19 protein-coding genes and 2 pseudogenes are annotated in these 22558 nt (G+C 67.9%); 14 read left to right on the forward strand and 7 right to left on the reverse strand.

Annotated elements, in window-relative coordinates; all coding sequences use genetic code 11:
- Nucleotides 1–10 precede the first annotated feature (10 nt).
- A complete protein-coding gene (locus M2163_RS00980) occupies nt 11–733 on the reverse strand; it encodes a glycosyltransferase family A protein (RefSeq protein ID WP_348541517.1) in 723 nt (240 codons plus the stop codon).
- Here M2163_RS00980 and M2163_RS00985 point away from each other — a divergent pair.
- Both M2163_RS00985 and M2163_RS00990 read left to right on the forward strand, forming a co-directional pair.
- Nucleotides 698–823, forward strand: a pseudogene (locus M2163_RS00985) (IS3 family transposase); the annotation flags it as partial. The gene M2163_RS00980 and the pseudogene M2163_RS00985 overlap by 36 nt on opposite strands.
- 80 nt (nt 824–903) lie before the next feature.
- Nucleotides 904–1157: pseudogene (locus tag M2163_RS00990) on the forward strand (IS1380 family transposase); the annotation flags it as partial.
- Between the two features lie 40 nt (nt 1158–1197).
- Here the strand turns inward: M2163_RS00990 and M2163_RS00995 are convergent.
- The 5 genes from M2163_RS00995 to M2163_RS01015 all read right to left on the reverse strand — a co-directional run bounded on the left by M2163_RS00995 (nt 1198) and on the right by M2163_RS01015 (nt 7831).
- Nucleotides 1198–1689, reverse strand: coding sequence for a peptidoglycan-binding domain-containing protein (locus M2163_RS00995; RefSeq protein WP_280854982.1), 492 nt, complete (start codon nt 1687–1689; stop codon nt 1198–1200).
- Between the two features lie 150 nt (nt 1690–1839).
- Nucleotides 1840–2388: a hypothetical protein gene (locus M2163_RS01000; RefSeq protein ID WP_280854981.1), complete on the reverse strand. Its 549-nt coding sequence runs from the start codon at nt 2386–2388 to the stop codon at nt 1840–1842.
- A gap of 195 nt (nt 2389–2583) precedes the next feature.
- Nucleotides 2584–3030: a peptidoglycan-binding domain-containing protein gene (locus M2163_RS01005; protein ID WP_280854980.1), complete on the reverse strand. Its 447-nt coding sequence runs from the start codon at nt 3028–3030 to the stop codon at nt 2584–2586.
- A 159-nt stretch (nt 3031–3189) separates the two neighbouring features.
- The gene (locus M2163_RS01010; RefSeq protein ID WP_280892878.1) at nt 3190–7203 is read right to left on the reverse strand and encodes a GDSL-type esterase/lipase family protein; all 4014 of its coding nucleotides are present in this window, start codon (nt 7201–7203) and stop codon (nt 3190–3192) included.
- 76 nt (nt 7204–7279) lie between these two features.
- A complete protein-coding gene (locus tag M2163_RS01015; RefSeq protein ID WP_280854978.1) occupies nt 7280–7831 on the reverse strand; it encodes a hypothetical protein in 552 nt (183 codons plus the stop codon).
- A gap of 283 nt (nt 7832–8114) precedes the next feature.
- Here M2163_RS01015 and M2163_RS01020 point away from each other — a divergent pair, with 283 nt between their 5' ends.
- From M2163_RS01020 to M2163_RS01060, 9 genes are all read left to right on the forward strand, one after another.
- Complete coding sequence (locus M2163_RS01020) at nt 8115–10451, forward strand: ATP-binding protein (RefSeq protein WP_280892879.1); 2337 nt, start codon at nt 8115–8117, stop codon at nt 10449–10451.
- Complete coding sequence (locus tag M2163_RS01025; RefSeq protein ID WP_280854976.1) at nt 10448–11104, forward strand: response regulator transcription factor; 657 nt, start codon at nt 10448–10450, stop codon at nt 11102–11104. Before M2163_RS01020 ends, M2163_RS01025 begins: the two co-directional genes overlap by 4 nt.
- Before the next feature lie 507 nt (nt 11105–11611).
- A complete protein-coding gene (locus M2163_RS01030) occupies nt 11612–11854 on the forward strand; it encodes a hypothetical protein (protein ID WP_280854975.1) in 243 nt (80 codons plus the stop codon).
- Nucleotides 11855–11874: 20 nt separating this feature from the next.
- Entirely contained in the window at nt 11875–12477 is a 603-nt protein-coding gene (locus M2163_RS01035) for a hypothetical protein (RefSeq protein WP_280854974.1), read from the forward strand.
- A 55-nt stretch (nt 12478–12532) separates the two neighbouring features.
- Entirely contained in the window at nt 12533–13675 is a 1143-nt protein-coding gene (locus M2163_RS01040) for a phosphatidylinositol-specific phospholipase C1-like protein (protein ID WP_280854973.1), read from the forward strand.
- Between the two features lie 951 nt (nt 13676–14626).
- Nucleotides 14627–14767 carry a hypothetical protein gene (locus M2163_RS01045; protein WP_280854972.1) on the forward strand — a complete coding sequence of 47 codons (141 nt, stop codon included), beginning with the start codon at nt 14627–14629 and terminating at the stop codon, nt 14765–14767.
- A 160-nt stretch (nt 14768–14927) separates the two neighbouring features.
- Complete coding sequence (locus M2163_RS01050; RefSeq protein ID WP_280854971.1) at nt 14928–15146, forward strand: hypothetical protein; 219 nt, start codon at nt 14928–14930, stop codon at nt 15144–15146.
- Nucleotides 15113–15853 carry an ISAs1 family transposase gene (locus M2163_RS01055; RefSeq protein ID WP_280893131.1) on the forward strand — a complete coding sequence of 247 codons (741 nt, stop codon included), beginning with the start codon at nt 15113–15115 and terminating at the stop codon, nt 15851–15853. Before M2163_RS01050 ends, M2163_RS01055 begins: the two co-directional genes overlap by 34 nt.
- A gap of 414 nt (nt 15854–16267) precedes the next feature.
- Nucleotides 16268–16627, forward strand: coding sequence for a hypothetical protein (locus tag M2163_RS01060; protein WP_280854970.1), 360 nt, complete (start codon nt 16268–16270; stop codon nt 16625–16627).
- Between the two features lie 156 nt (nt 16628–16783).
- Here M2163_RS01060 and M2163_RS01065 read toward each other — a convergent pair whose 3' ends face one another.
- Nucleotides 16784–18439: a glycoside hydrolase family 13 protein gene (locus M2163_RS01065; protein WP_280854969.1), complete on the reverse strand. Its 1656-nt coding sequence runs from the start codon at nt 18437–18439 to the stop codon at nt 16784–16786.
- Nucleotides 18440–18459: 20 nt separating this feature from the next.
- Here M2163_RS01065 and M2163_RS01070 point away from each other — a divergent pair, with 20 nt between their 5' ends.
- The 3 genes from M2163_RS01070 to M2163_RS01080 all read left to right on the forward strand — a co-directional run bounded on the left by M2163_RS01070 (nt 18460) and on the right by M2163_RS01080 (nt 22541).
- The gene (locus M2163_RS01070; protein WP_280854968.1) at nt 18460–19677 is read left to right on the forward strand and encodes a LacI family DNA-binding transcriptional regulator; all 1218 of its coding nucleotides are present in this window, start codon (nt 18460–18462) and stop codon (nt 19675–19677) included.
- A 718-nt stretch (nt 19678–20395) separates the two neighbouring features.
- Complete coding sequence (locus tag M2163_RS01075) at nt 20396–22075, forward strand: hypothetical protein (protein WP_280854967.1); 1680 nt, start codon at nt 20396–20398, stop codon at nt 22073–22075.
- Nucleotide 22076: 1 nt separating this feature from the next.
- Entirely contained in the window at nt 22077–22541 is a 465-nt protein-coding gene (locus M2163_RS01080) for a hypothetical protein (RefSeq protein ID WP_280854966.1), read from the forward strand.
- The last annotated feature ends 17 nt before the right edge of the window (nt 22542–22558 follow it).

Genomic DNA, 22558 nt, shown 5'->3' on the forward strand with positions numbered 1-22558 from the left:
CGCGTCCATCTCAGCGCTTGGATCGGTACGGAACAGGCCGACGTCGAGCGCGGTCTGGCGGTGAAAGAGCAGGTTGCATCCGGTGACCCAGTACGGCTACACGGCCAATTCCCGGCCCTCGGGCCAGTCCACCGCGCCGCGGCACTCGCGCAGCTTTCGTCAACGCCGTGACCTGGCCACCCGGATAGATGACATGGGTGCGGCCGCCGACCGCGAACACCTTTTCTTCCTCGATCGCGGTGACGAGGACCTGCAGCCAGCCGGGTTCGGGGGTGATGTCGGGGGCGGTGATGGCGACGTACTGGCCGCGGGTCGCGCAGATCCCGCGGTTGCGGCCGGCACGCAGTCCTGGGGTCGGCTCATACAGCACCCTCACGGTAAAAGGCCAGTCGCCGTCGCGGATGGCATCCGCGATCGGCCGGATCGGTCCGGGCAGGTCGTTGTCCAGGATCACGGCCTCGGACCGGGCGGCTTGCAGCGTCTGCTGGCACAGCGCGGCCAGCAGACTCTTCAGGCTTTCGGTGTTGCCCCGGGCACTGACGAGGGCGGACGCCAACGGTTCCTGAGCAGGTGCCGTCAGTGCTCCCCTCTCGTTCGGACTGGGCTGGTGGGGTGCCACACGCGGCTGCGGCACGAACGAGAATGGGCTCAACTGTTCGATGGTGTCGACCGGTTGATCCGTCCAAAATGTGAGCGGGCCTTCGCCGATGTCTGCCGCCGGAACGGCATCCACCGCAGCATGGGACGCGTCGGGCCCAGATATCACAATGCCCTCGCCGAGTCGTTCTTCCAGGACTTCAAGCGGGAGCTGCTGCACGGACGGCGCTGCGACGTAGGCGAAGCGGGCTTCGGCGTCGTCGACGTCGCCGGGCAGCCGGTCACCGCTCTCGTACCGGCCGCGACACAGCCCAACTCACCCGGCCCATACCGATGACGTACCGGAGCGAACGCCGGGAGCTGATCCGTGGCGACTCCGCAGGCGGCACCCACGAGTTCGTCGCCTGGCTCGCGAAGCGGGGCAGGCGACTGTTGTACCTCAGTCGGCATGACCATCACCGACGCCGTTCCACCAGGCCGCCCTCAAGGTCCCGCCCGCCGCGTGGACGGTGGTCGTCGAGCTGTGCGGCGAGATTCGCGACGGCGCCTGGGTCAACGAACCCGACGCCCGGCGAAGAGAGCTCCGCCGGGCCCCCTTCGTCAGGAGATGTTGTAGTAGTCGACCATGTCGTCGGCGAACGCGGCCCAGGCGTCCGTGCTCTGAGAACCCCAGATGCCGTCGACCTTGCCGGCGTTGTAGCCCTCGGAGTTCAGAAAGCGCTGCAGAGCCTTCTTGGTCTCAGTGCCGGGGATCCCGTCGATGTCGCCTTCGTAGCCGTTGTAGAGGGACAGAACCTGCTGTATCCCAATCCAGCTGTTGTATCCCAACTCGCCGTCGACAGGGCCGTTGTAGAGATTGTGAAACCGCTTGAGCCAGGTCTGTACACCTTTCGCCTGACGGATGGTCAGACCGAGGTTGAAGACGGCCTGCGCCCCGACTTCGCCCTCCGTCACGGCCGGTTGGGTCACCCGCGCGGTGGTGGCGGGCTGCGGGACCGCGTAGCCGGGTGCTGCGCCGGCGAGCGTGCCGACCGCGAGAGCCACGGCGACGGCGGTGGGAACGAGCGTCGTTCGGAGAATCCTTGTCCTCATGGCACTTCCTTCTTGTGGCACGGTGAGCATGGCGACCGCAGGACCGGAAGTCGCCGCGGACACTGAACTGACGGGGGCGGGCCTGCCGATGCGCCTGGTACGGCCGTCATGCCTGCCCAGCGCACCTCGGCCGTCGGCCTTCCGCGCCGGTCAGCCGCAGGCGTTCGCCTTCTCGCCGTTGTTGTAGGCGGCGGAGATCCAGCTCCCGGTGGCCGGGTTGCGGAAGTAGTACGCGCCGTGGTCCGACTTGCCCCGCAGGAATGTCACCGGCCGCGCGGAGTCTCCGTAGTAGACGTACTGCAGAGTGCTGTTGTAGTCGCCCCCGAACCGCAACCCGTTGTCGGCGTTCAGGAAACTCTGGACCTCGGCCCTGCCGGAATCCAGCTCACCCCAGCTGTGATCCAGATTCCACTGACGGGTTGCCGCCTGCGTACCGGAACCGAATACGCAGTCGATGTCGCTGGTGTACCGAAGGTAGCCGTCGCTCCAGAGGATCCACTGCCACAGCCCCGCCACGTTCGTGGTGTTGCCGTAACCGATCGGACCCTCGTCGTTCCAATCGTTCTCGTAGCCGTTGCTGAGCCCGGGGTCCGCGTCGACATATCCCTCACCGACAGCTGACGCCGGAGACGTACCGGATGACAAGGCGAACGCCAGGGCGGCGACGACAACCAGCGACGCCTTCTTGCGCTTGGACATATGGGTCTCGTTTCTGGTTGGGCGGAGTCGACCCTCGACGCTTTCGCCAAGGTCATCGTCTGGCATGCTGCGGCCGCACTCGGACTCTTCCTGCCAACGGGCGCGGGTCGGCAGTTCACCGGCCGTGTCCCGTAGCAGCCGCGGGCCGCAGGTCTCGCAGTTCCGCAGCGGAACGCCTGGGGCCGCGGTCGGCTGTCACCAGACCCTTACGCAGTAGTCGGCCCACTCGGCGAATGCGGCCTTGGTCTGGGATCCGGCTATGCCGTCGATGGCTCCGTGGTAGTAGCCCTTGTCGCGGAGGAACTCCTGCAGTCCCGCGACGGTTCTCGGTCCCACGATCCCGTCGATCAGGCCGTCGTAGTACCAGGGGCCCATGTGTTTCTGAAGGGCCTTCCAGCTGAGGGTGCCGAGGTAGCCGTCGACTGTTCCGGTGTACCCCGAGGTGCCCTTCAGCATCCGCTGGAGCCCCTTGGCCTGGGTGGTGGTCAGGCCAAGGTTGACCACCGCGCTCGCCCCGGCCTCGTCGGCGCTGACGGCCGGCCGCGCGGTCGGCACGGTGACGGCGAAGCCGGTGCCCGCGGAGGCGAGGCCGGTCGCGGCCGCCCCGATGAGGACGGTGACGCTGACGAGTGTCCTGCTCAATGGCCTGGGTCGCATGCTCTCTCTGCCTTCCGGGTAGGGGGTGGAGCCGCTTTTCGGCCTACCGCTTTCGGAGCCGGCCGCAGCTGCCATTGCCTGGCTGCCTGTTGTCCAGGTGGGGCCGGGCCCGAGTGCCACTGGCTCAAGGGCCCGGGCCCTGTCTCACGGCTGGGTCAGCACCTGTTCGAGGACGCCGGCATAAAGTTGTGCTCCCGCGATATTGGGGTGGAACGACTTCATCGAGGCCGGGCCATCACTGTCGGCCTTCGAACGATCGGTGAGTACGATCCCGTTGATGGCCAGGTTGACCTCGGGGCTGCAGATCACCCGCCCTTCGAAAGCGGTACGAGGATCGGCGAACACCGCGTTGGCGAGATACTGGGAGTTCGCGGCGGCCACGGCGGCCGACATCTGGGCGGCCAACTGATCCGCGACGCCGTTCAGCCAGATCGTCTCCGCCCGGTTGACGAGGCCGTCGCACGGTACCGCCGGGTCGAGCAGCTCGGGGTATCCCATCAGGACGATACGGGCGTTGGGCGCCTGCTCATGGATCGCGCGCAGCGTGGCGGTGAGACGTGGTGCGATCTCGTTCTGCAGCCAGTCGGGCACCCACTCGCTCAGTCGGCCGGTGGTACCCCCGGTCGCTTCCCCGGTGTCCGGGTCCCAAGCTTCGATGCCGGTCGGGTCGTCCTGGCAGTCATCGGTGAAGGTTCCGATGAGACAGTGCGTGATGATCGGGACAAACCCGGAGTCGTTTCCTCCGACCGACAAAGTGACCAGCGTGGTGTTCTGGTCGAGATAGCCCTGCTCGATCTGGGGAAGCTCACTGTTCTGGCCGCGGTTCAGGATGTTGTAGTGCTGGGCACCGGAGCAGGCGACGAACTGGTAGTCCATGTCCGGGCTTCTGCTGTCCGCCATCTCGCCGATGGAGTCGGCGTACAGCGGCAGCGTGGCCACGCGGGACCATGTCTTGGTCGACCGGTGACAGGCGTTCCTCGTGGCGGGGTTGGTCTCGTCGTAGTAGTCGCTCTCGGGGTAGTAGTCGTCGCCTGCCCTGACGGTGACGCCTTCCCCGGACGAGAACGAGTCGCCCATGGCCACGATCTGGTTGGCCGGCTTGCCGCCCAGTGGTTCGAAACCGACGGCGTCCCAGGCCACGTCCTCGGTTCCGTTACCGTCCTTGGTGACGTTGGAGAGCTGTACCCGGGGTGTGTCGACGAAGTTGAACGCGCCGAGCGAGAGCCACTTGTTGGACATGACCCGCTGCGGCTTGACCCGGTTGGGACTCGTGGAATCGGTACCGAGGACGGTGTAGTACGCCTGGCGGGTGTGGGCTCCGTGATCCGGAACGTGCACCCAGACCCGCATCCACCCCCGTGCCTCCGGGCGCAGGGTCCACGTACCCGTCGCCTTCGGCCTGGGGGGTTCCGACGAGGGCTGCCGGTAGGTGTGCGAGAACCAGAAGTGGTTGTCGTACCCGGCACCGAGTTGATGCAGGTCCATGCGCCCCGCGGGCGAGGGGAAGTCGAAGGAGAACGAACCTGCCGATGTGGAGGCCCCGCAGCTTCGTCCCGATCCGCCCATCGGAGTGACCCCCTCCGCCACGTCGTCGACGATGAGGGTTCCGGCCGGCAATTCGGCCGTGCACCGCGGCGGATAGGCGGTGCCGTCGGGCTGCTCGGGATAGCTCGTGTCGAACCGGTGCAGCGGGTAGCCGCACGCACGCGCGGCCGGACCGCACTCCTTCCAGGTCGCCGGCCCGTGATACCAGCACTTCAGGAACAGCGGGTCGTCCTCGTCCGTGGGCAGCAGACAGGGACCGTTCTCCTGCTCGTCGTCGTTCTCGATCAGGGCGGGATCGCAGTCGTTGACGAAGCCGCTGCAGAACAGACCGATCGGCGGCTTGGCATCGGTCCTGAACAGGCCGTTGAGCCAGGTGGCGGGGCGGTAGCCGGCCCCGAGTTCGCCGGGAGCGGTCATCGCGAAGAGAGGTCGCCCCGCCCAGCCGATCACTTTTTCCGGATAGGGCCAGTCCTGCGGGTGCCGTGCGTGCTCGTAGTCGTCCCGCCCGAACTCGTCCTCCAGGAAGGGAGTGCGGTTCTCCTTCCACAGCGGATTGGCCGGGTTGTTGGTCCAGCCGACGCCCCACTTACCGGAGTTGGCGGCCGCGGAGGACTGGGGATAGTAGCCGCTGTTGTAGGCCCACAGGGCGTAGAACCAGTTCTCGATCCACTGCGGCTCGCCGTTGTTGATGACCAGTCCGTCGGCCTGCGTCTGGTTCCACTTGTCGGCCAGGATGTCCGCGCCCTTGGCGATGTTCGCCGCGTAGTCGACCGCCACTGCCTGCTGCTGCAGCTCGGTCATGGTCGGTTGGCCCTTCCCGGGAAGACGCATGCCGTCGGTGACCTGGGTGACGCCGTAACCGCAGTCCGAATCCGACCAGTTGATCGCCCAGGGGTCCTCCTGATCACCGTCGGGGCTGTAGTCGACGCCGTAGAAGTTGCCGATCAGCGGGTTCGCCGAGACGCCGGGGACGGCGTATCGGGTGGCCTGCCACATGTTGGACTCCTGCGCGGTGATACCGAGCATGATCTGGGCAGGGATGTGCCAGTTGGCACCGCTGCCTCCGCTCAGCTGCCGCAGCGGGAACAGGCTCTGGGGGGCGTAGGAGACGTCGATCCCGGTGTTCTTCCAGTTGATCGACCGTGATGCCCCCGAGTTGAGGTTGCCGACCACGGCCTGATCCACCGCCCACTCGATCTGACGTGGCGTCGGCTGGAATGCCTGCAGCTTCACGTCACCCCGCGGCACCGAGCACGTACGGTCCTGGTCGACCGGGCTTTCCGCCATCGAGACCTCACTCGCCGTGGAGGCGCCGTCGGTCTTCGCCGGCCTCGGTAGTACGGGGCTGATCGCCGTGGACGTCAACTGTGCCTTGACGCTGCCGATCCGTACCCCTGGCAGTGCGTCGAGTTCCGTCGTCCTGCCGGTGTCCAGTGCCTTGAGGGTGATCCGCGCCGGGCGGGCCGCGAGGGCGTCCTCCTGGGAGATCCGGGAGTCCTTGCCGTCCGCCCAGGCCGTGGTCAGCGCGGCGGCACCGGCACTGGAAACGCGGGCGTCCTTGTCGATCCCACCCGGGTTGCGGACCACACGGGGCAGGCTCGCCCCGGACTTGGCCCTACCGGTGACGAAGACCTGACCACCCGGGGTCCGCGCCAGGTCGAAGGCGGTCAGGTCGCCCTGGGCGAGCTGCGTGGCCTTCCCCTTGCCGTCGGCCGAGCGGACCTCGGCGGCGGTGACCCGGGAGACGGCGGCCCGGTCATCGGCCGACTCCTTCTCCTTGTCGCCGGGCAGGCGGTCGATGAACGTGACACCGCCGTCCGCATCCGGCTTGAGCTGGAACGGCACGGCGTGCGTGCGCGCCACGGTCCGTACGGCCATCCCGTCGATGCGCACGACCTGCCGGCCGCGTGCGGCCACGATCCGGCCGTCCGCCACGGGCACCGCCGAGGTGACCTGACCGGCCACGTCCGCCTTCTCGGTACGGCCGTTGCGCGCGTCGGCCGTGACCAGCCTGGTCTCGCTCCTCACCGAGCTCAACTCGTCGGTGAACTGCGAGAACACGGCTTGGTCCCCGGTACCGCAGCCCGGCGAGAAGTAGCCGAGGGTCGCCTGGAACGGCAGCTTGCGCACCGTGCCGCTGGTCAGATCGACGATGGCGGTGAAGGCGCCGCGGCTCATCAGCTCCGGCTTGTTGGTGAAGGTCCGTGGCGCGTATGCCACCGCCGCGTACCTGCCGGACGCGGTCACGCAGGCGTTGCCGATCCACGTGTCCGTCTCGAATCCCGGCTCGGCGAGCGAGGCGGCGGTCCGCCACGCGTAGCCGTTCTTCTCGTCGGCCACCATCACATGGAACCCGAGCGCGTCACCGGTGGTCGTGAACGCCCGGTCCTGGGACTTCCTGTAGTCCGAGCCCAGCCGGTCGGCCCGCTCGCCAACGGGGACGGCAGACGGCTTGGGGGCGGCCTCCTGACTCGGGGCGGTGGCGGTGGCCGCACCGGGCGGCACGGCCTCCTTCGCGTACGCCGGTGCCGTCCCGAGACCACTGGAGGCCACTGCGAGCAGCAGCCCCATGATCACGGGCACATGGGCATGCCTGAATCTCCTGCGTCTCAACTTCCTGTCCTCACTCGGTGGGTGACGCCTCGACCGGGGCATCACCCACCGGCGAGGTCAGTGGTCGAGCAGTCGTTCAGCCGCCAGGAACGAAGCAGGTCGCGTAGGACCGGTAGGTCGCCGTTTCCCACAAGTTCGAGCCCAGACCCGCTTCAGGGTTCTCGAAGCGGTAGGAGCCGGCAGAGCTGCGTACGAACGTGACAGCGTGCGCCCTGCCGAAGTAGGTGACCTCGCCCGTGCTTCCCCGGAGGTGGTTGTCCGCGATGCTGAACGTCTGGCTGCCCACGGCTCCGTCTGCCCCCAGGCCCCACCTCGTCTGCAACTTCTTCGTCGCATAGGTGGTGTTGGCGCCGAAATCGCAGTCGATGTCCGCGTAGTCGAATGCCGTGCCGTTCTGTTCCGTGGCTCCCTCCGCCCACAGGACGTACTGCCACAGACCGACCGCGTTGGACAGCTGATATGTGCCACCCGCCCAAAGAGGGCCCTCGTCCCCCCAGTCGTCGGTGATGGTGCCGCTGCCGAAGACGACCCCCTGCGAAATACTTGCCGACGCGGGGCTCGTGCTCAGCGCCGTCAAGCCCAGGGCGGCACATGCCGCAAGCGCGACCAAACCCTTCCCGATGGACATACGTTTCCCCGACTTCTCAGAGTGGAGGCGGCAGGATGGCTCGCCTCGAACGACTCGGTACGACGGGGACAGTAGCCCCGCCCGGTCGCTGGGTGTGTCGGTCGTTTGCCCCACAAAGGAGCAGGGACCGAGCAGGCTGCAGACTTGCTCCCACTTGCTCGAGTGGCCACCTACCCTTGTTGTTATGTGGCACGGGGGTGTTTCTATGTGGCACGGGGGACGCAAGGGGAACGGGGTCGGAGCCATCGAGTCAGCAGACGGGCCCAGGTCCAGCGAGCGCCTGTTGATCCTGGCCCTTGAGCGGTTCGGCGTGTGGCTCCGGTCCATCGTGGTCTGCTTGTGCGGTGCGCTGGGCGTCGTCTCGGCGGATGCGGCGGAGATTCCCCTGGCGGTGTCTCTGCTGGTGCCCACTTTCCTCGCCTGTGGTGTGCGCCTTTACTCGCTGCGCCGCCCGCGCCTGTTCCCGCTCGCCCTGCTGTGGACGTTGGACGCGGCCGTGGTGGTGCTGACGGGGCTGTCTCAGCTGGTGATCGGCGGTGACGGCGCGGATGTGATGGTGGAGGCGATTGTCGGCATCAGCGTCGTCGCCTTCCAGTACGAGTGGGCGACGCGACCGGTGGCCGGGGCTGCCCTGGCTGCGTTGGGGGCTGTCGTCTTCGTGCTGGGCGACGTCCTCTCCTCACCCGGGCACAGCCCCGACTTGGTACCCCTGGTGCGCATGCTGATCCAGGTAGGCCTGTCGAGGGCCGCCTACCTCATCGTTCGGGCGCTGGCCAGGGCGGCTGACCGGTCGGCCGCTGTCAGGGCGGCGGCGCGCCGGGAGATGGAAGTCGCCGCCGCACGCAGGGCGACCGAGCGCGAGTACCTGGCGACCCTGCACGACACGGCGAGCGCGACGCTGCTGATGGTCTCCCAGGGCGACGGCCGGGACTGGTCGTGGCTGCCTTTACGTGCCAGACAGGATCTGGAGGCCATGTCCGCCGTGCCCGGATTCGAGACGGGAAGCGTCGACCTCGCGGCACTTCTGCGCTGTGTGCCCGAGGGTGAGGGACAGACCATGGTGCGGCTCAAGACGCACATCGATGGCCCGCTCGCGATTCCGTCCGGCCCTGGGCTCGCGATATTCAACGGGGTCCGGGAGGCCGTCACCAATGTGGCACGTCATGCCGGGGTGCGGGAGGCCGAGCTCCGGGTTTGGACAGAGGGGGACGGCACCGTTGTCGAACTCTCCGACGCGGGACGGGGCTTCGACCCGAAGTCCGTCCCCGCACGGCGCCGGGGCTTATCCGGTTCCATCATCGGCAGGATGCACGCTGTCGGAGGCTCCGTTTCCGTCACCTCCCATCCGGACACGGGGACCCGCGTGCAGTGGCGCTGGCACGGCCCGGCCCGGGCGTCACAGGCAGGGGACAGAGCACAGGCAACCGGCGTACCGCGCCCGCCCCGCGTCCAGGTACAGCACACGGCCGACGTCCGCTTTATCCGAGGGCGGCTCCTTTACGGGACCCAACTGGCCGTACTGCTGATCAGTCTGGTGTGGCAGTTCACCATCTCGCTGCGCCGGCTGATGGCCTACCAGGACGTGTACCGCCCTGCGTGGGCACAGACAGCGGCCTTCGTCTGCCTCGCCGCCGTCTCGGTGACCGGGGGCACCTATCTGCTGCGTGGCAAACAGATCCCGCCGAGGGCGCGCGGGTGGAGCCTGGGCTCGGTGGTGGCCATTTCGGCGGTATGCGCGTTCACGCTCCCGCCGGAGCATTCGACAGGTGCGCCGGACTGGGCGTTCGGAGTGGTCGGCTGGCATGCGCTGTTCCTGCTGGCAGACCTGCGGGTCAGGGTTTTTGCGGCGTTCCTCGGGGCGCATGTGGGGCTCAACGCGACCGCTGTGCTCCTGTCGGGGGCGCCAACCGCCGCCGAGTCGGCCACCATGGGGATCTCGACGATAGCCAGCTGCGGCTTCCAGCTCTCCGTCGGTGTACTAATGACGCACCTGCTGCACGGTATGGCGCCGGCAGCGGGGACCGCGGCCGCACGGGAGGAAGAACTGCGTACCCGAGAACGCATCCACGAGGACATGCAGCGGGATCACAAGGAGCGCTACCGCGCCCTGACGGCGACGACAGTGCCGCTGCTCGCGGGCCTCGGCCACGGTGTGCTGAGCCCGCACGACGAGGAGGTCAGGCTCCGGTGCGGCGTGGAAGCCGCCCGTATGCGCCGCCTGTTCGCGGAGAGTGATGCCGTATCCGACCCGCTGCTGAACGAGTTGCGGGCGTGCGTGGAGGTGGCCGAGCGCCGGGGGGTGACGGTGAGCCTGGCCGTACGAGGCCGGCCGGGTGAGGTGCCGGTGGGAGTGCGCAGGGAGTTGGTCGACCCGGTAGCGGTGATTCTGGGCCGTACCCGCTCGACCGCGCGGGTGACTGTCGTGTGGACACCCCGCGCGGTACGCGTGAGCGTGGTCAGCGAGGACTGCGCCGACAGCCGTGACACGGAAGAGGCCGCTCAGGCACACGGCCGTGCCACGGACGCGAAGGTGACCGTGGCGCGAACGACGCGCGGCGGAAGTGTGTGGGTGGAGGCCGAGTGGAGAAGACGGACGACCTCCGGAGTTGCCCTGACATGAGTGACAACGCACCGGTCAGCGTGGTCGTCGTCGACGACCATCCCGCCATCCTCTCGGGCGTGGAGGCGTGGTACGCCGCATCACGGCGGCCCATCACCGTGGTCGCGGCCGGCAGCTCCGTACGGGAAGCCTGGACCGCGCCGGGCAGCACGGCCGACGTCGTCGTCCTCGATCTGCAACTAAGCGAGGGCGGCCCCGCCTTCAGCAGCCTTCGAAGACTCGTCGACGCCGGGCGACAGGTGGTCGTCTACTCGATGCGGGACGACGAGAAGACAGCGCTCAACTGCCTGGACCTTGGAGCCGCGACCTATCTCACCAAGAGCGAGGGCCGGGACCACCTGGTCGAGGCGACGCTGGCAGCAGCGGACGAGCGGCCCTACATGCCGCCCGCGCTGGCCGGCGCACTGGGCACCAACACCCGCGCCGACCGTCCCCAGCTCTCCCTACGCGAGGAGAACGTGCTCATCGAGTGGTTCCAGTCGGAGTCCAAGGAGTTGGTCGCACAGCGCCTCGGCATCTCCGTTCGGACGGTCAACTCGTATCTGGACCGAGTGCGGATCAAGTACGCGAACCTCGGCCGGCCCGCGCGGACCAAGGCAAGCCTGGTGGCCCGCGCCATCCAGGACGGGCTGGTCGACGTGGACGACCTCTGAGCGAGGGCAAAGCGACAGACTAACCTCGACCCCTCGTGACGGTCCGTCGGCTCTTTCGGCTGGCCGGTTCGGCTGTTCGGGCTGGTGGCAGCAGGCTGATGGCCCCGCTGTCGCGTCGAGTGAGCGCCGGGTTCCATGGCTCCGGTCGGGGTGATGCTGCTCGCAGGGACAGGTATCTGCTGCTCAGCCGGGGTTCGGGGAGAGTGGCTAGGGCGGTGTCATCTGGGATCTGCCAGCGATCACGGGGGCCGTCACGGTCGGTGAAGGTCGTGTCATCGGCGGAGAACAGCTTGGCCAGCGTGGACAGCCGGGGAAACAGGTTCGGTTGGTGAATCGCGCACAGCCCGTCCGACGCATCGGCGCGGGGCGGCTCAGGTGCTGATGAGGCGGCTACGAAGCCGGCGCCCAGCAGGCGCTCGTAAGCGTCATAACACATCCCCCGGTACGTCCTGCTCGACGGCAAAGCCGAGCTTCGGATACTCGATCACCCAGTTGCGGGCCGCGAGCGTGGAAGGCCGATCCGTCCCGGACTGGCTGGCCGACGCGGCGAAGGAAGCGTGGGGGACCGAGTTGCCCGCGTCGCCGATCGGCGACATGGTCCTCGTCCGCGAGCGGTCCCGGTACGGGTACGGCAAGGCGTCGTGGGAGATCAACCTCGGCGGTGACTACGACTGCGAGTTCTGCTACCTCGGGGAAAAGCGGTTCGACGGCCTGGACTGGGCGGTAAGCAGGCGCTGCTCCAGACACTGAGGGACGCCGGTGTCCTGTGGTTGCAGATCACAGGCGGTGAGGTGCTGAACCGCGAGTTCGGCGCCGCGTACGAGTACGCCCATCGGCTCGGGATGATGGTCCAGGTCTCCTCCAACGGCTCCTCGCTGCGGAAGCAGCCGATGCGGGACCTGTTCGCCCGCCACCGGCCATACCGACTGACCCTGAGCATCTATGGCGCCACCGCCGTGACGTACGACAAGGTGACGCGGAGCCGCGGGGCGTTCGACCGGTTCCTGATGGGCCTGGACGCCGCCCGCGAGGACAGGCTGCCGGTCCGCTTGAACGTGATCGTCTCGGACGACAACGCGCACGAGACAGATGCAATGGTGTGCCTCGCGAAGTCGTACGGCTTCCCGCACCAGGTCTTCACGAACATGTCGCCCACGATCGACGGCGAGGCGAACCCCCTGGCGACCCAGGCACTAGGGCATCTCAAGGCCCGCAGCGTCTTCACCGGCTGCAACGCCGGCCACACGTTCTTCCACGTCAACCCGCATGGCATCGCGTCGATCTGCAAGGTCGGCACCCTTCCGCCCCGACGACCAAGATTCACTTTCGAGATTGCTGACGGGCTGTCCCCCGATACGGCAGGTCCACCCTGATTTCGCACGGTGGGACGGTTCGCCATTGCCCCCTGTTTCACCGTAAAGGAACCGCATGCCTCTCCCTCGCTGGCTGGCTGCCGCCGCAGCTCTCGCCGCACTCGCAACACTGACGGTATCGACCAGTTCGTCGCAGGCAGCCGCGAACAAGGACGGCACACGCATCAACGAACTCCAGGTGGTCGCCACGCACAACAGCTACCACCGTGAACTCTCCGGTGCTGAACAGCGTGCCCAGCTGGAGGTGGACCCTGGTTCGAACCCGAACTTGTACTACTCACACGCGCCGCTGGCCGAGCAGCTGGACGAGCAGGAGGTCCGCTCACTCGAGCTCGACGTGGTGCCCGACCCCGAGGGCGGGCTGTACCGCTGGCCGCTGGTCCGCAAGAACGCGGGCCTTCCTCCGCTCCAGGACCCAGCTTGGGAGGAACCCGGCACGAAGGTCTTCCACATGGTGGACGTGGACTACAACACCACCTGCGTCCAGTTGACCCAGTGCCTGAAGCAGATCCGCGGCTGGTCGCAGAACAACCCCGGCCATGTCCCGCTGCTGGTCATGCTGGAGTTCAAGGGCAGCGAAGACCGCTTCGAACGCCTGGGCGGCATCGAAAGCGCCCCGTGGGAGGAATCCGCCTTCCGGACACTGGAGCACGAGATCCGCTCGGTCTTCAACGCCGGCCAGCTGATTACTCCCGACGACGTCAGACGGCCGGGTCTGACTCTTGAGCAGTCTGTTCTGCGGCACGGCTGGCCCACAGTGGCTCGGTCGGCCGGCAAGGTGATGTTCGCGATGGACAACACCAACCAGGTTCGTACCGCCTACCTTGCAGGCCACCCGAACCTCGAGCACCGTGTGCTGTTCACCGACTCCGAACCGGGCACGCCCTCAGCTGCGTTCATGAAGCGCAACGACCCGAGTGGCACGAACGCGGCTGAGATTGCGGATCTGGTCAAACGGGGGTACATCGTGCGGACCCGTTCCGATGTCCCGATGGGCACCGTACTCAACCGCGACACCGCCATGCGTGAATCGGCACTGCGCAGCGGCGCCCAGATCGTCTCCACCGATTTCCCGGCGGCAGGCATGTCCTCCCGCTACGACCGGGACTTCTTCGTCTCCTTGCCCGGTCCCGACGCCGCCCGCTGCAACCCGGTATCCGCACCGAAGAACTGTCGCAACGACAGACTGGAGCACTGAGCTTCACCGCAAGCACGACCCGCTACGGAACGTGTGGCTGCCGCCTCGCGGATGGACACACCTTCCGTGGCGGGCAGCAACTGGGTATCGGGGCGAGGAGATCTGGTCCTGTTCCTGAGCCCGTAGGCGGCCTGGACGGCGGCGATCGCCTGCTCGTAGGTCCGTCTCGGTGTCGATGGTCAGCCGCACAACCGCCCCCTCCCGTGGTGATGCGCGCTCCCCGCCCATCCTTCCCGGCGCCCGGCGGCCGCTGTCCACAGGGGACCGGCTTGCGGCTGCCGGGTATGGATGATCAGCACACCAACCCGGCGTCGGCCACGCTCCGGCGCAAGCTCTTCGACGGCCTCGCCCGGGCCGAACGCGCCCTGTTCACCCGTCCCGCGCCGAAATCCGCGCGAGCCCAGATGAAATTCCTCCTCACGCGCGCCAAGGGCTCCACAACGGCGGTAGCCGAACGGCTGGGCGTTTCCCGCCGCACTGTGGAGCGCTACCGCTCGGGCGCCGCCAGGAAGCCGCAGAGGCGCCTCCAGGAGGCACTGGTGCAGGAGACCGAAGCGCAGTGGCAGCCGCAGGTCGAGGCACAGGCGAGGCAGCGCGCCGTCACGTCTGGAAGGCTCGTCATCTCCTGCCGCGCCTTCTTCGGGTTCGGCCCTGAGGGGTCCTCGGACGCGGGCCGGGTGAGGGACATCATGACCGCTGTCTCGCCCATGCACGCCGACCTGATCCTGGCCGCCCGAGAGAGCGGAGCGATGGACGATGAACTGCACGAGCTGGTTGCGGAGGCCATGGCCGACGCCTATTTCCGCCGGGAGGGCGGCGGGCGCGCGCAGGGTGCTTGCAAGTTCCGGGTCGTGCGGCTGGTCGGGTTGTGGCCGGTTGGGGTGGATAGCAGAGCAGGCACGGGCTTCGTGATCATTGTGGTGACTAAGCCAGATGATCATGAGGTGGCCCGTGCCTGCTGCTGCATCCTCTCCCATTCCCGCCGTGCTGGTGAAGCTGGGTTCGCTGGACACCGACCGGATCGCCGACCTGCGCCCCTACTTCGACTCGGTGCCCGACCCGCGCGCACGGCGGGGCCGGTGGTCTCGCTGACAGCAATCCTGCTGGTGAGTGCCTGTGCGGTCGTCTCAGGAGCGAGGAGCATGGATGAACTCGCCGAGTGGGGTCAGCGTGCTTCGAACGCACTCCTGTCGGGATCCGGCGCCACCTGCTCAGATGGCGGCACACTCCGGCGCCGGTCACGATCGGCCGTGTGCTGGGGGCTGTTGACGGTGACGCCCTGGACCGGGCGGTGGGCGCCTACCTGGCCGACCGGCACCGCGCCGCCATCGAGTCCACCCAGACACCGTCGCCCTCCGCGTCCCGGCAGCGGCGCGGGATCGCTGTCGACGGCAAAGCGCTCAAGGGATCAGCCCGTCTTACCGCGAGCGCCGGCATCTGCTCTCCGCGGTCACGCACGGCACCGTCGTAACCCTCGCCCAGGTGGAGGTCGGCGCGAAGACCAACGAAACCACACACTTCCGGCCGCTGCTGGCACCGCTGGACCTGACCGGCACCGTCGTCACCTTCGACGCCCTGCACTCGGTCAAGGCGAACATCTCCTGGCTCGTCGAGACCAGGAAGGCCCACTACATCGCCGTGATCAAGACCAACCAGCCCACCGCTTACGCCCAACTCGCCGCTCTTCCCTGGCAGTCCATCGCCGTCCAGCACACCGCCTCCGGGGCCGGACACGGACGCCGCGAGTCCCGCTCAATCAAGACGTGCGGGATCGCCGACGAACTCGGCGCAATCGCCTTTCCCCACGCCCGCCTGGCCATCCGCGTCCACCGCCGCCGCAAGCAGACCGGCCGGCGCGAGACCCGTGAGAGTGTCTACGCCGTCACCAGCCTCGACGCCCACCAAGCCGGGCCCGCCGACCTGGCCGCCGCGATCCGCGGGCACTGGGGGGTGGAGAACTCCTCACACCACATCAGGGATGTCACCTTCGCCGAGGACGCCTCTACCGTCCACGCCGGGACCGCACCACGGGCCATGGCGACCCTTCGCAACCTCGCCATCGGCGTACTGAAAACCCTCGGAGCCGACAACATCGCCAAGACCACCCGGGCGATCCGCGACGAACCCCAGCGAGCACTTCCCATCTCGGGCATCACCAACGCTCCGGACAGCTACTGAACTTGATCAAGCCCTGCTTACACAGACGCGCGAGCTCCTGCAGGGCAGCGTCGACGCCGAACATCAACCCACGTTCTGAAGGACCGTCAGCAGCCCTTACATTCTATTCGAGGATGGCATGCCGCACGGCGGAAACGGCAGCTCCCGTGGCGAGCTGTGGAGGCGTGGCCTGCGCTTCGTACAACCAACCGCCACGTTGTGTGGCGGCCGAGTGTCACTCGACATCACCCCACGTATGCCGCTGGGCCCGCTGCGGATGCGTCAATCGCGGGTAGGACGAAGCCGCCGAACGACGCAACTGGAGCGAGGCCGTGTCCAATCCGTGCCCGTAAGAGCGGACAACCGTGGTCAACATCGGCGCGACCGAGCCGCGTAGTTGCGCCATCGCGACAGCATCCGCGCAGGTCAGGAGCCGTGCTGAAGGACGCCATGTGGAAGGTGGACCCTTCGTATGGCGTCCTCTACCGCGACCCCAGGGACACCCAACAGCAGATGCTTGATCTCGTATTCGAACCGGATACGGCTCCGCTGCGACGGATCCTGCACGACTTCATCTCCGAAACGCCCGGCGGGCGAACCATCCCCGAGCTCAAGCGATACGCCCTCTTGGAAACCGTCTACCGGCCCGCCCGAGTGATCGAGACCGTCCGGCAGCTGCGTGAGGCGGGCGCCGTGACGGCGGAACCTCGTGCCATCAACGCCAGGACGCGAGTGAGCCTGGCGGCGACGCCGCCCACTACCCGTCCGTCAGCCGAGCAAGGCGCCCTCTGGTGAGAGGCCGCGAGCGCACATCCAGGGCACATGAGCCTGGGAAACGGCGTTGACCCGTGAGAACTACGGAGAAGAGTTTCCCCAGGCCAACGCACATTTCCCTGTGAAGCCCCAGGTCAGCCCCCTCCTGCTCCCATTCGCTGAGTGAAGGGGAGGACATCAGGCGCGGATCCAGGCGGTTGCCTCGCCGGGGAGCTTGCCGTCCTTGACGTCGGCGCTCGCGAGGAGCACCTCGCCCGCCGGCAGGGCGACCGGGGCCGTGCCGAAGTTGGCCACGACGTGCCAGCCGCCGGGGCGCACGAAGTGCAGCACGCCTTCCTCGGACGCCTCCTCCCACATGAGAGTCTCCGCGCCCTGGAGTTCATGGCGCAGGGCAAGCGCGCGCCGGTAGAACGCCAGGGTCGAGGCCGGGTCCTTGTGCTGGACGCTCGCGGCGTAGTCGGCGAACCACTCTGGCTGGGGCAGGTGCGCGCCGGCCGGACCGAAGCCGAACGAGGTGCCGTCCGGCTCCCAAGGGAGCGGCACACGGCAGCCGTCGCGGCCGATCTGCTCGCCCTGGGTGCGGAAGAAAGTCGGGTCCTGGCGCTGCTCGGACGGGATCTGGCCCACCTCCTGGAGGCCGAGTTCCTCGCCCTGGTACAGGTAAGCCGACCCCGGGAGCGCGAGCATGAGCAGTGTCGCTGCCTTCGCCCGGCGCAGACCGCGCGGAATGTCCAGCGCCGCAGGGTCCCCGCCGTCGAGCAGCCACTGCGCTCCGGCCTTGGCAGCGTTGCCGGGGAGGGCATAGCGGGTGGCGTGGCGGATGACGTCGTGGTTGGAGAACACCCACGTGGATGAGGTGCCGGACTCGGCGGCGAAGGCGAGGTTGTCCGTGATGATCTTGCGGAACTGGGCGGCGTCGAAGTCTGCCTGGAGGAGGTCGAAGTTGAACGCCTGCCCCAGACCCTCCGGGGAGGCGTAGCGGGCGCGGCGGTGCGCGGGCACCCAGGCCTCGGCGACGGCGGTACGGGGCGGATCGTACTCGTTGAAGACCTTGCGCCAGTCCGCGAAGACCTCGTGGACCTCGTCGCGGTCGAAGAGCGGGTGCTGGCCGTCGTGGAATTCCGAGGCCTCGCCGAACATGACGGTACGGAGCGCATCGTAGGCCGGGTCGAGGTTCTTCTTGAGCATGTGGGCCACGTCGACGCGGAACCCGGATACGCCGCGGTCGGCCCAGAAGCGCAAGGTTTTGAGGAAGTCCTCGTGGACCTCAGGGTTGTCCCAGTTCAGGTCCGGCTGCTCCTTGGCGAAGAAGTGGAAGTACCACTGCCCCGGCGCCCCGTCGGGTTCGGTGACTTGCTCCCACGCTCCGCCGCCGAAGATCGAGCCCCACGAGTTCGGCGGGAGCTCGCCGTGCTCGCCCTTCCCGTCGCGGAAGATGTATCGCTCGCGGGCCGCGGAGCCCTTGGGGGACGCGAGGGCCTCCTGGAACCACTCGTGGCGGTCGGAGGTGTGATTGGGGACGATGTCCACGATGATCTTGATGCCGACCGTGTGGAGGGCCGCGGACATCTCATCGAAGTCCTCGAGGGTGCCGATGCGCGGGTCGACGTTGCGGTAGTCGTCGACGTCGTAGCCGCCGTCGGCGAGCGCCGAGGGGTAGAACGGGCTCAGCCACACGGCATCGATCCCGAGCTCGACGAGGTACGGGATCTTGGCAGTGATGCCCTTGAGGTCCCCGATCCCGTCGCCGTTCGAATCGGCGAAGGACCGTGGGTAGATCTGGTAGACGGCGGCCTGGCGCCACCACGTGGCGTCGGTGGCGTTGGTAGGCAAAACACTGTCTCCTGGACGCGATGGGTTTCTGTACCGGTAAAGATATGTACGGCGGCAGGATTGTGCAAGATGGCTTCATGCTTGCCAGGGCGCCCTCGCGCGGCGGCTGGACAAGCCGCTTGAAGCAAACACGGTTGAGAGAGTCGAGCGATCGGGAGGTGAGGGCCATCGCCAGAGTCACGCTGCAGTCCATCGCCGACCGGCTCGGGGTCAGCCGGATGACGGTGTCGAATGCGTTCTCCCGACCCGATCAACTCTCCGACGCCCTCCGCGAGCGCATCCTGGCCGAGGCGGAGGCGCTGGGCTATCTCGGCCCCGACCCGTCGGCGCGGTCGTTGGCCACCGGCGCCACCGGCGCGGTAGGGGTGCTGTGGGCCACGGAACTGCGCCAAGCCCTCTCCGACGAGGTCTCGGCTCGGTTCCTCGGAGCGGTCGCCGACGAGCTCGCACCCAGCGGACTGGCCCTCACCCTCCTGCCAGCACTAGCCGAGGGCACGGTCGTTCCGGCTCGTGATGTCGCCATGGACGGCGCGATTGCCTTCTCCTGTGACCCACGGCTGCCGGCGCTGGACTGGCTGCAACGGCGCAATCTGCCACTGGTGTATGTCGACATGACCGCCCCCCGCGGCCAGGTGTCGATCACTATCGACGACCGCGGCGGTGCCCGCGCGGCCGCCCAGCACCTTGTCGACCTGGGCCATCGGAAGGTAGCTCTGGTCACCCCGGGATTCGGGCCTGATGCCGGGCCGACGCGCGGTCCTCTGCCGGAGGCTGCCCGGCAACTACGGGTGATCGCCGAACGTCACGCCGGCTGGATGGAAGCGTTGACGGCAGCCGGTGTCGAACCGACGCTGGTTAACCAACCCAAACACGCCGCGGACGTCAGCGAAGGCGCCCGTCTGTTGTTTGCTGCGTCCGATCGACCCACTGCCGCGCTCTGTCTGACCGACGTCATCGCGCAGGCGGTACTCGCTGCCGCAGCGGACGCTGGGCTGCGTGTGCCCGAGGATCTTGCCGTCGTCGGTTTCGACGACCATCCACTCGCTCTACGAACGCGACCCACGCTCACCACGGTCCGCCAGGACGTGGACGCGAAGGGCCGAGCCGCGGCCAAAGCGTTGCTGCGTCTGATCGCCGGCCGTGCAGATGCCTCCCTGCCAAGCCCGCGCAGCCGCTGCCTGCCAGTACAACTGCAGGTGCGAGGAAGCACCCAGGCGGGCTTCAGCCGGACCGAGTGACAGGTGGTACATCCTGGGGATTCGCCTTTCAACGGCCACGAGATCGCCCGGGGAAAGAAGGACGACTGAAGCTACGACCCGACCCCTGGTGGGCGCAGAATCAAGCACGGGTGCGTAGGCAGCGTCCGAAAACGCGAGTCGTCCCACGGTCTTCATTTCGCTCATCACACACCACCCAGCCCACTTCAGTGCGCCGCCGACTTCGCCTGTGCACCGCTTGTCGCTGCTTTCTTGGCGTGTCTCACATTCCTGAACTCCCGTTGTTCGGACGTGGGATTAGCAGTTGATGAGGGTCGTGTCGCGGACGTACCGTCCCGCCGCGTGTTGGTGCACTTCTTCTCTGCCGAGGGCTGGCAGTCCTGGGGACTCGATGGCGAGCCGTTGATCCCTGAGCGGATGCCGGTGCTGTTCGACCGGATCAACCATCGGCCCTGGCGCGTGGTCGCCAAGGAACTCGCCCTGGCCTGGATCGCCACCCAGGACGAGCGCGTCCTCGCCTTGCCCAGGGCCCGCCGGCTCCCGCGCCACCCCCGCACCATCTATGCCCGCGTCTACCACCTCACGTTCTGGCTGAACTGGCTGCACGAGCGCCGGATCCCCACGCTCGCCGCGGTCACCCAGGACCACTGGCGAGGCGTTCCTGCGCGAGTACGGCGTCGTCCGGGACAAGGAGACCGGCGCTGTCCTGCGGAACAAGGCCGGCAGCTCGCTGCGGACGGTGGTCTCCGCCAAGCAGGACATCACCGACTACGGCGAGCTACTGTCGGCCGACCGGCACCGGCCCGGTTTCCGGCCCTGGGGCGCACGATCGCCCCGCGTCGTGACCGGGGCACCGTCCCGGCCCCAGGTGGTGATCAAGACCGAGCCCTTGGGCGACGAGGTCCTGCGGCCGCTGCTGACGGCGTGCTTGCACCTGGTCGACGTGCTCGGACCACACATCGTGGGCTTGCGGAGCCAGCTGCCGGCCGAGCGCGAGTCCTGGCGCAACGTCGAGTGGTCGAGGAATCTACGGGACGGCGACCGGCTTGCCGCGCTCGTCGAGGAACATCTGCGGACGGGGCAGCCGCTGCCGCGGATCGAGGACGCCCAGGTGACCAAGCGCCTCCGCCTGAGGTGGGACCCGAAGGATCCGTTGCTGACAGCCAACTTCCAGCAGCTGCTACGGCCGACGGGACACCGGGACATTAAGTCTCTCTTCGCCCAGGCCCGCCCGCTGCTGGAGGAGGCGGTCGCCGAGGTCGGCACCGAGTACCTGTGGTGTCGCGACCCTGCCGACGCCCCTCGCGCGGACACCGGCGAGTTGATCCCTTGGTCGTTGCCGTTGTCGAACAGGTCCTCTGACGCCTTGATCCGGGTCGCCGGGCATGCCTGCACGGTCGCCACCGCCGCGTTGACGGGGATGCGGTCCAGCGAACTAATGGAGTCGACGGTCGGCTGCCGCCGCACGACCGCCGCCGACGGCACTGGTCTGGCCCGGCACCGCCTGGTCAGCAAGGTCGTCAAAGGGCGCCTATGGTGCGGTGAGGTCGACGAGTGGGTCGTCATCGAGGAAGTCGTACGTGTTATCGCTCTGGCCGAGCAGATCACGGCCGCTGAGCCTGGCCAGCCGTTGTTCGGCGCGTTCAACGGCTTCGAGTCCAACGGGGCTATGACCTGGCTGCGGCAGTGGGTCGCCTCGCCCGCCGGGCGCCGCATGGGCCTGGAGCCGATCCCCGACGACCCGGTGCACCCCCGCCGCCTGCGGCGGACGCTGTCTGCCGAGATGGCCTCCCGCCCGGGGGGACTGCTGGCCACCAAGGTTCACTTCAAGCACTTGCAGGTGGCCACCAGCGAGGGATACGCCGGCCGGCCGGGTGGCGCCCAGGCCGTCTTCCACCACGAGTGGAAGAAGGAGGAGGCGAAGGAGAAGCTCAAGCGGACCGTCGAGGCGTACCGGCAGTTCGAACAGGGCCAGATGCCCGCTGGCCCGGGAGCCGACGCGCTGCTGGCTTCCTTCCGCGCCGTCGAGAAGGAACTGGCCGACCACGAGCCGGGTCCGGCGAAGGTGGTCACCGACCGGCAGATCGAGCTTCTTCTGAAGAAGAAGGCTTCGGTCCTGCACCTCTCCGTGGCGAACTACTGCTGGTTCGAGGACCCGGCGAAGGCGCTGTGTTCCAAGCTCGCCGGCACCAGGTCCGCCGCAGCTCCGCTGACCGGGCTGTGTGACAGCTCCCGCTGCCCGCAGGCCACCCACCACATCATTCACCGTTCCGTCTGGCAGACCACAGCTGAAAACGGCGTCGTCCTGCTGGCCAGCCCTCGGATCCCACCCGCGGAGAAGGCCCGGCTGAGGACCGAGCACGAGCGGTCCATGCGGGTTCTCGAAGAGATCGACACGGCAGCCGGAAAGGCCCGATGACATGGCACTGAGCCACCAGCAGCGCGACCAGATCGAGCGGCGCATCCGCGCGGCCATCGACCGGCTGATGGCCGGGCAGATTCCGCCCGGCGGCGCCTGCGACGTCAAGACGCTCGCCCGTGAAGCGGGCATCTCCCGCGCATCCCTCTATCGGACCTGGGGGCACCTCAAGGACGAGTTCGAGAAGCGGCGAGCAGCCGCCTGGGCAGCCGGTCAACAGCCCGACCCGCGCGAGGCCCGCATCGTCCGGCTGCGTGATCTCAACCAGCGACTCACCGGCAAACTCACCCGCACTCACACCGAACTCACGCAGCTCAAGGAACGTCACCAGCTGCTGCTATCCGTCCTGGCAGCCAAGGACGACGAGGTCCAGCGGCTCCACCGCGAGCTGAGTACGTTCGCTTCGGTCCTCGATCAAGAGCAGGGGGACGACGCCGTCGGCGTCGTCCCCCTGCCGCGCCGCTGAGTCGCACCAGGTTGATC

It is taken from the genome of Streptomyces sp. SAI-135 (assembly GCF_029893805.1).
Classification (GTDB): domain Bacteria; phylum Actinomycetota; class Actinomycetes; order Streptomycetales; family Streptomycetaceae; genus Streptomyces.

Excerpts from the sequence above, each read along its gene's own strand:
- M2163_RS00995 (WP_280854982.1), bottom strand. The coding sequence starts at position 1,689 with ATGAGGACAAGGATTCTCCGAACGACGCTCGTTCCCACCGCCGTCGCC.
- M2163_RS01000 (WP_280854981.1), bottom strand. The coding sequence starts at position 2,388 with ATGTCCAAGCGCAAGAAGGCGTCGCTGGTTGTCGTCGCCGCCCTGGCG.
- M2163_RS01015 (WP_280854978.1), bottom strand. The coding sequence starts at position 7,831 with ATGTCCATCGGGAAGGGTTTGGTCGCGCTTGCGGCATGTGCCGCCCTG.
- M2163_RS01025 (WP_280854976.1), top strand. The coding sequence starts at position 10,448 with ATGAGTGACAACGCACCGGTCAGCGTGGTCGTCGTCGACGACCATCCC.
- M2163_RS01040 (WP_280854973.1), top strand. The coding sequence starts at position 12,533 with ATGCCTCTCCCTCGCTGGCTGGCTGCCGCCGCAGCTCTCGCCGCACTC.
- M2163_RS01070 (WP_280854968.1), top strand. The coding sequence starts at position 18,460 with ATGGGTTTCTGTACCGGTAAAGATATGTACGGCGGCAGGATTGTGCAA.
- M2163_RS01080 (WP_280854966.1), top strand. The coding sequence starts at position 22,077 with ATGGCACTGAGCCACCAGCAGCGCGACCAGATCGAGCGGCGCATCCGC.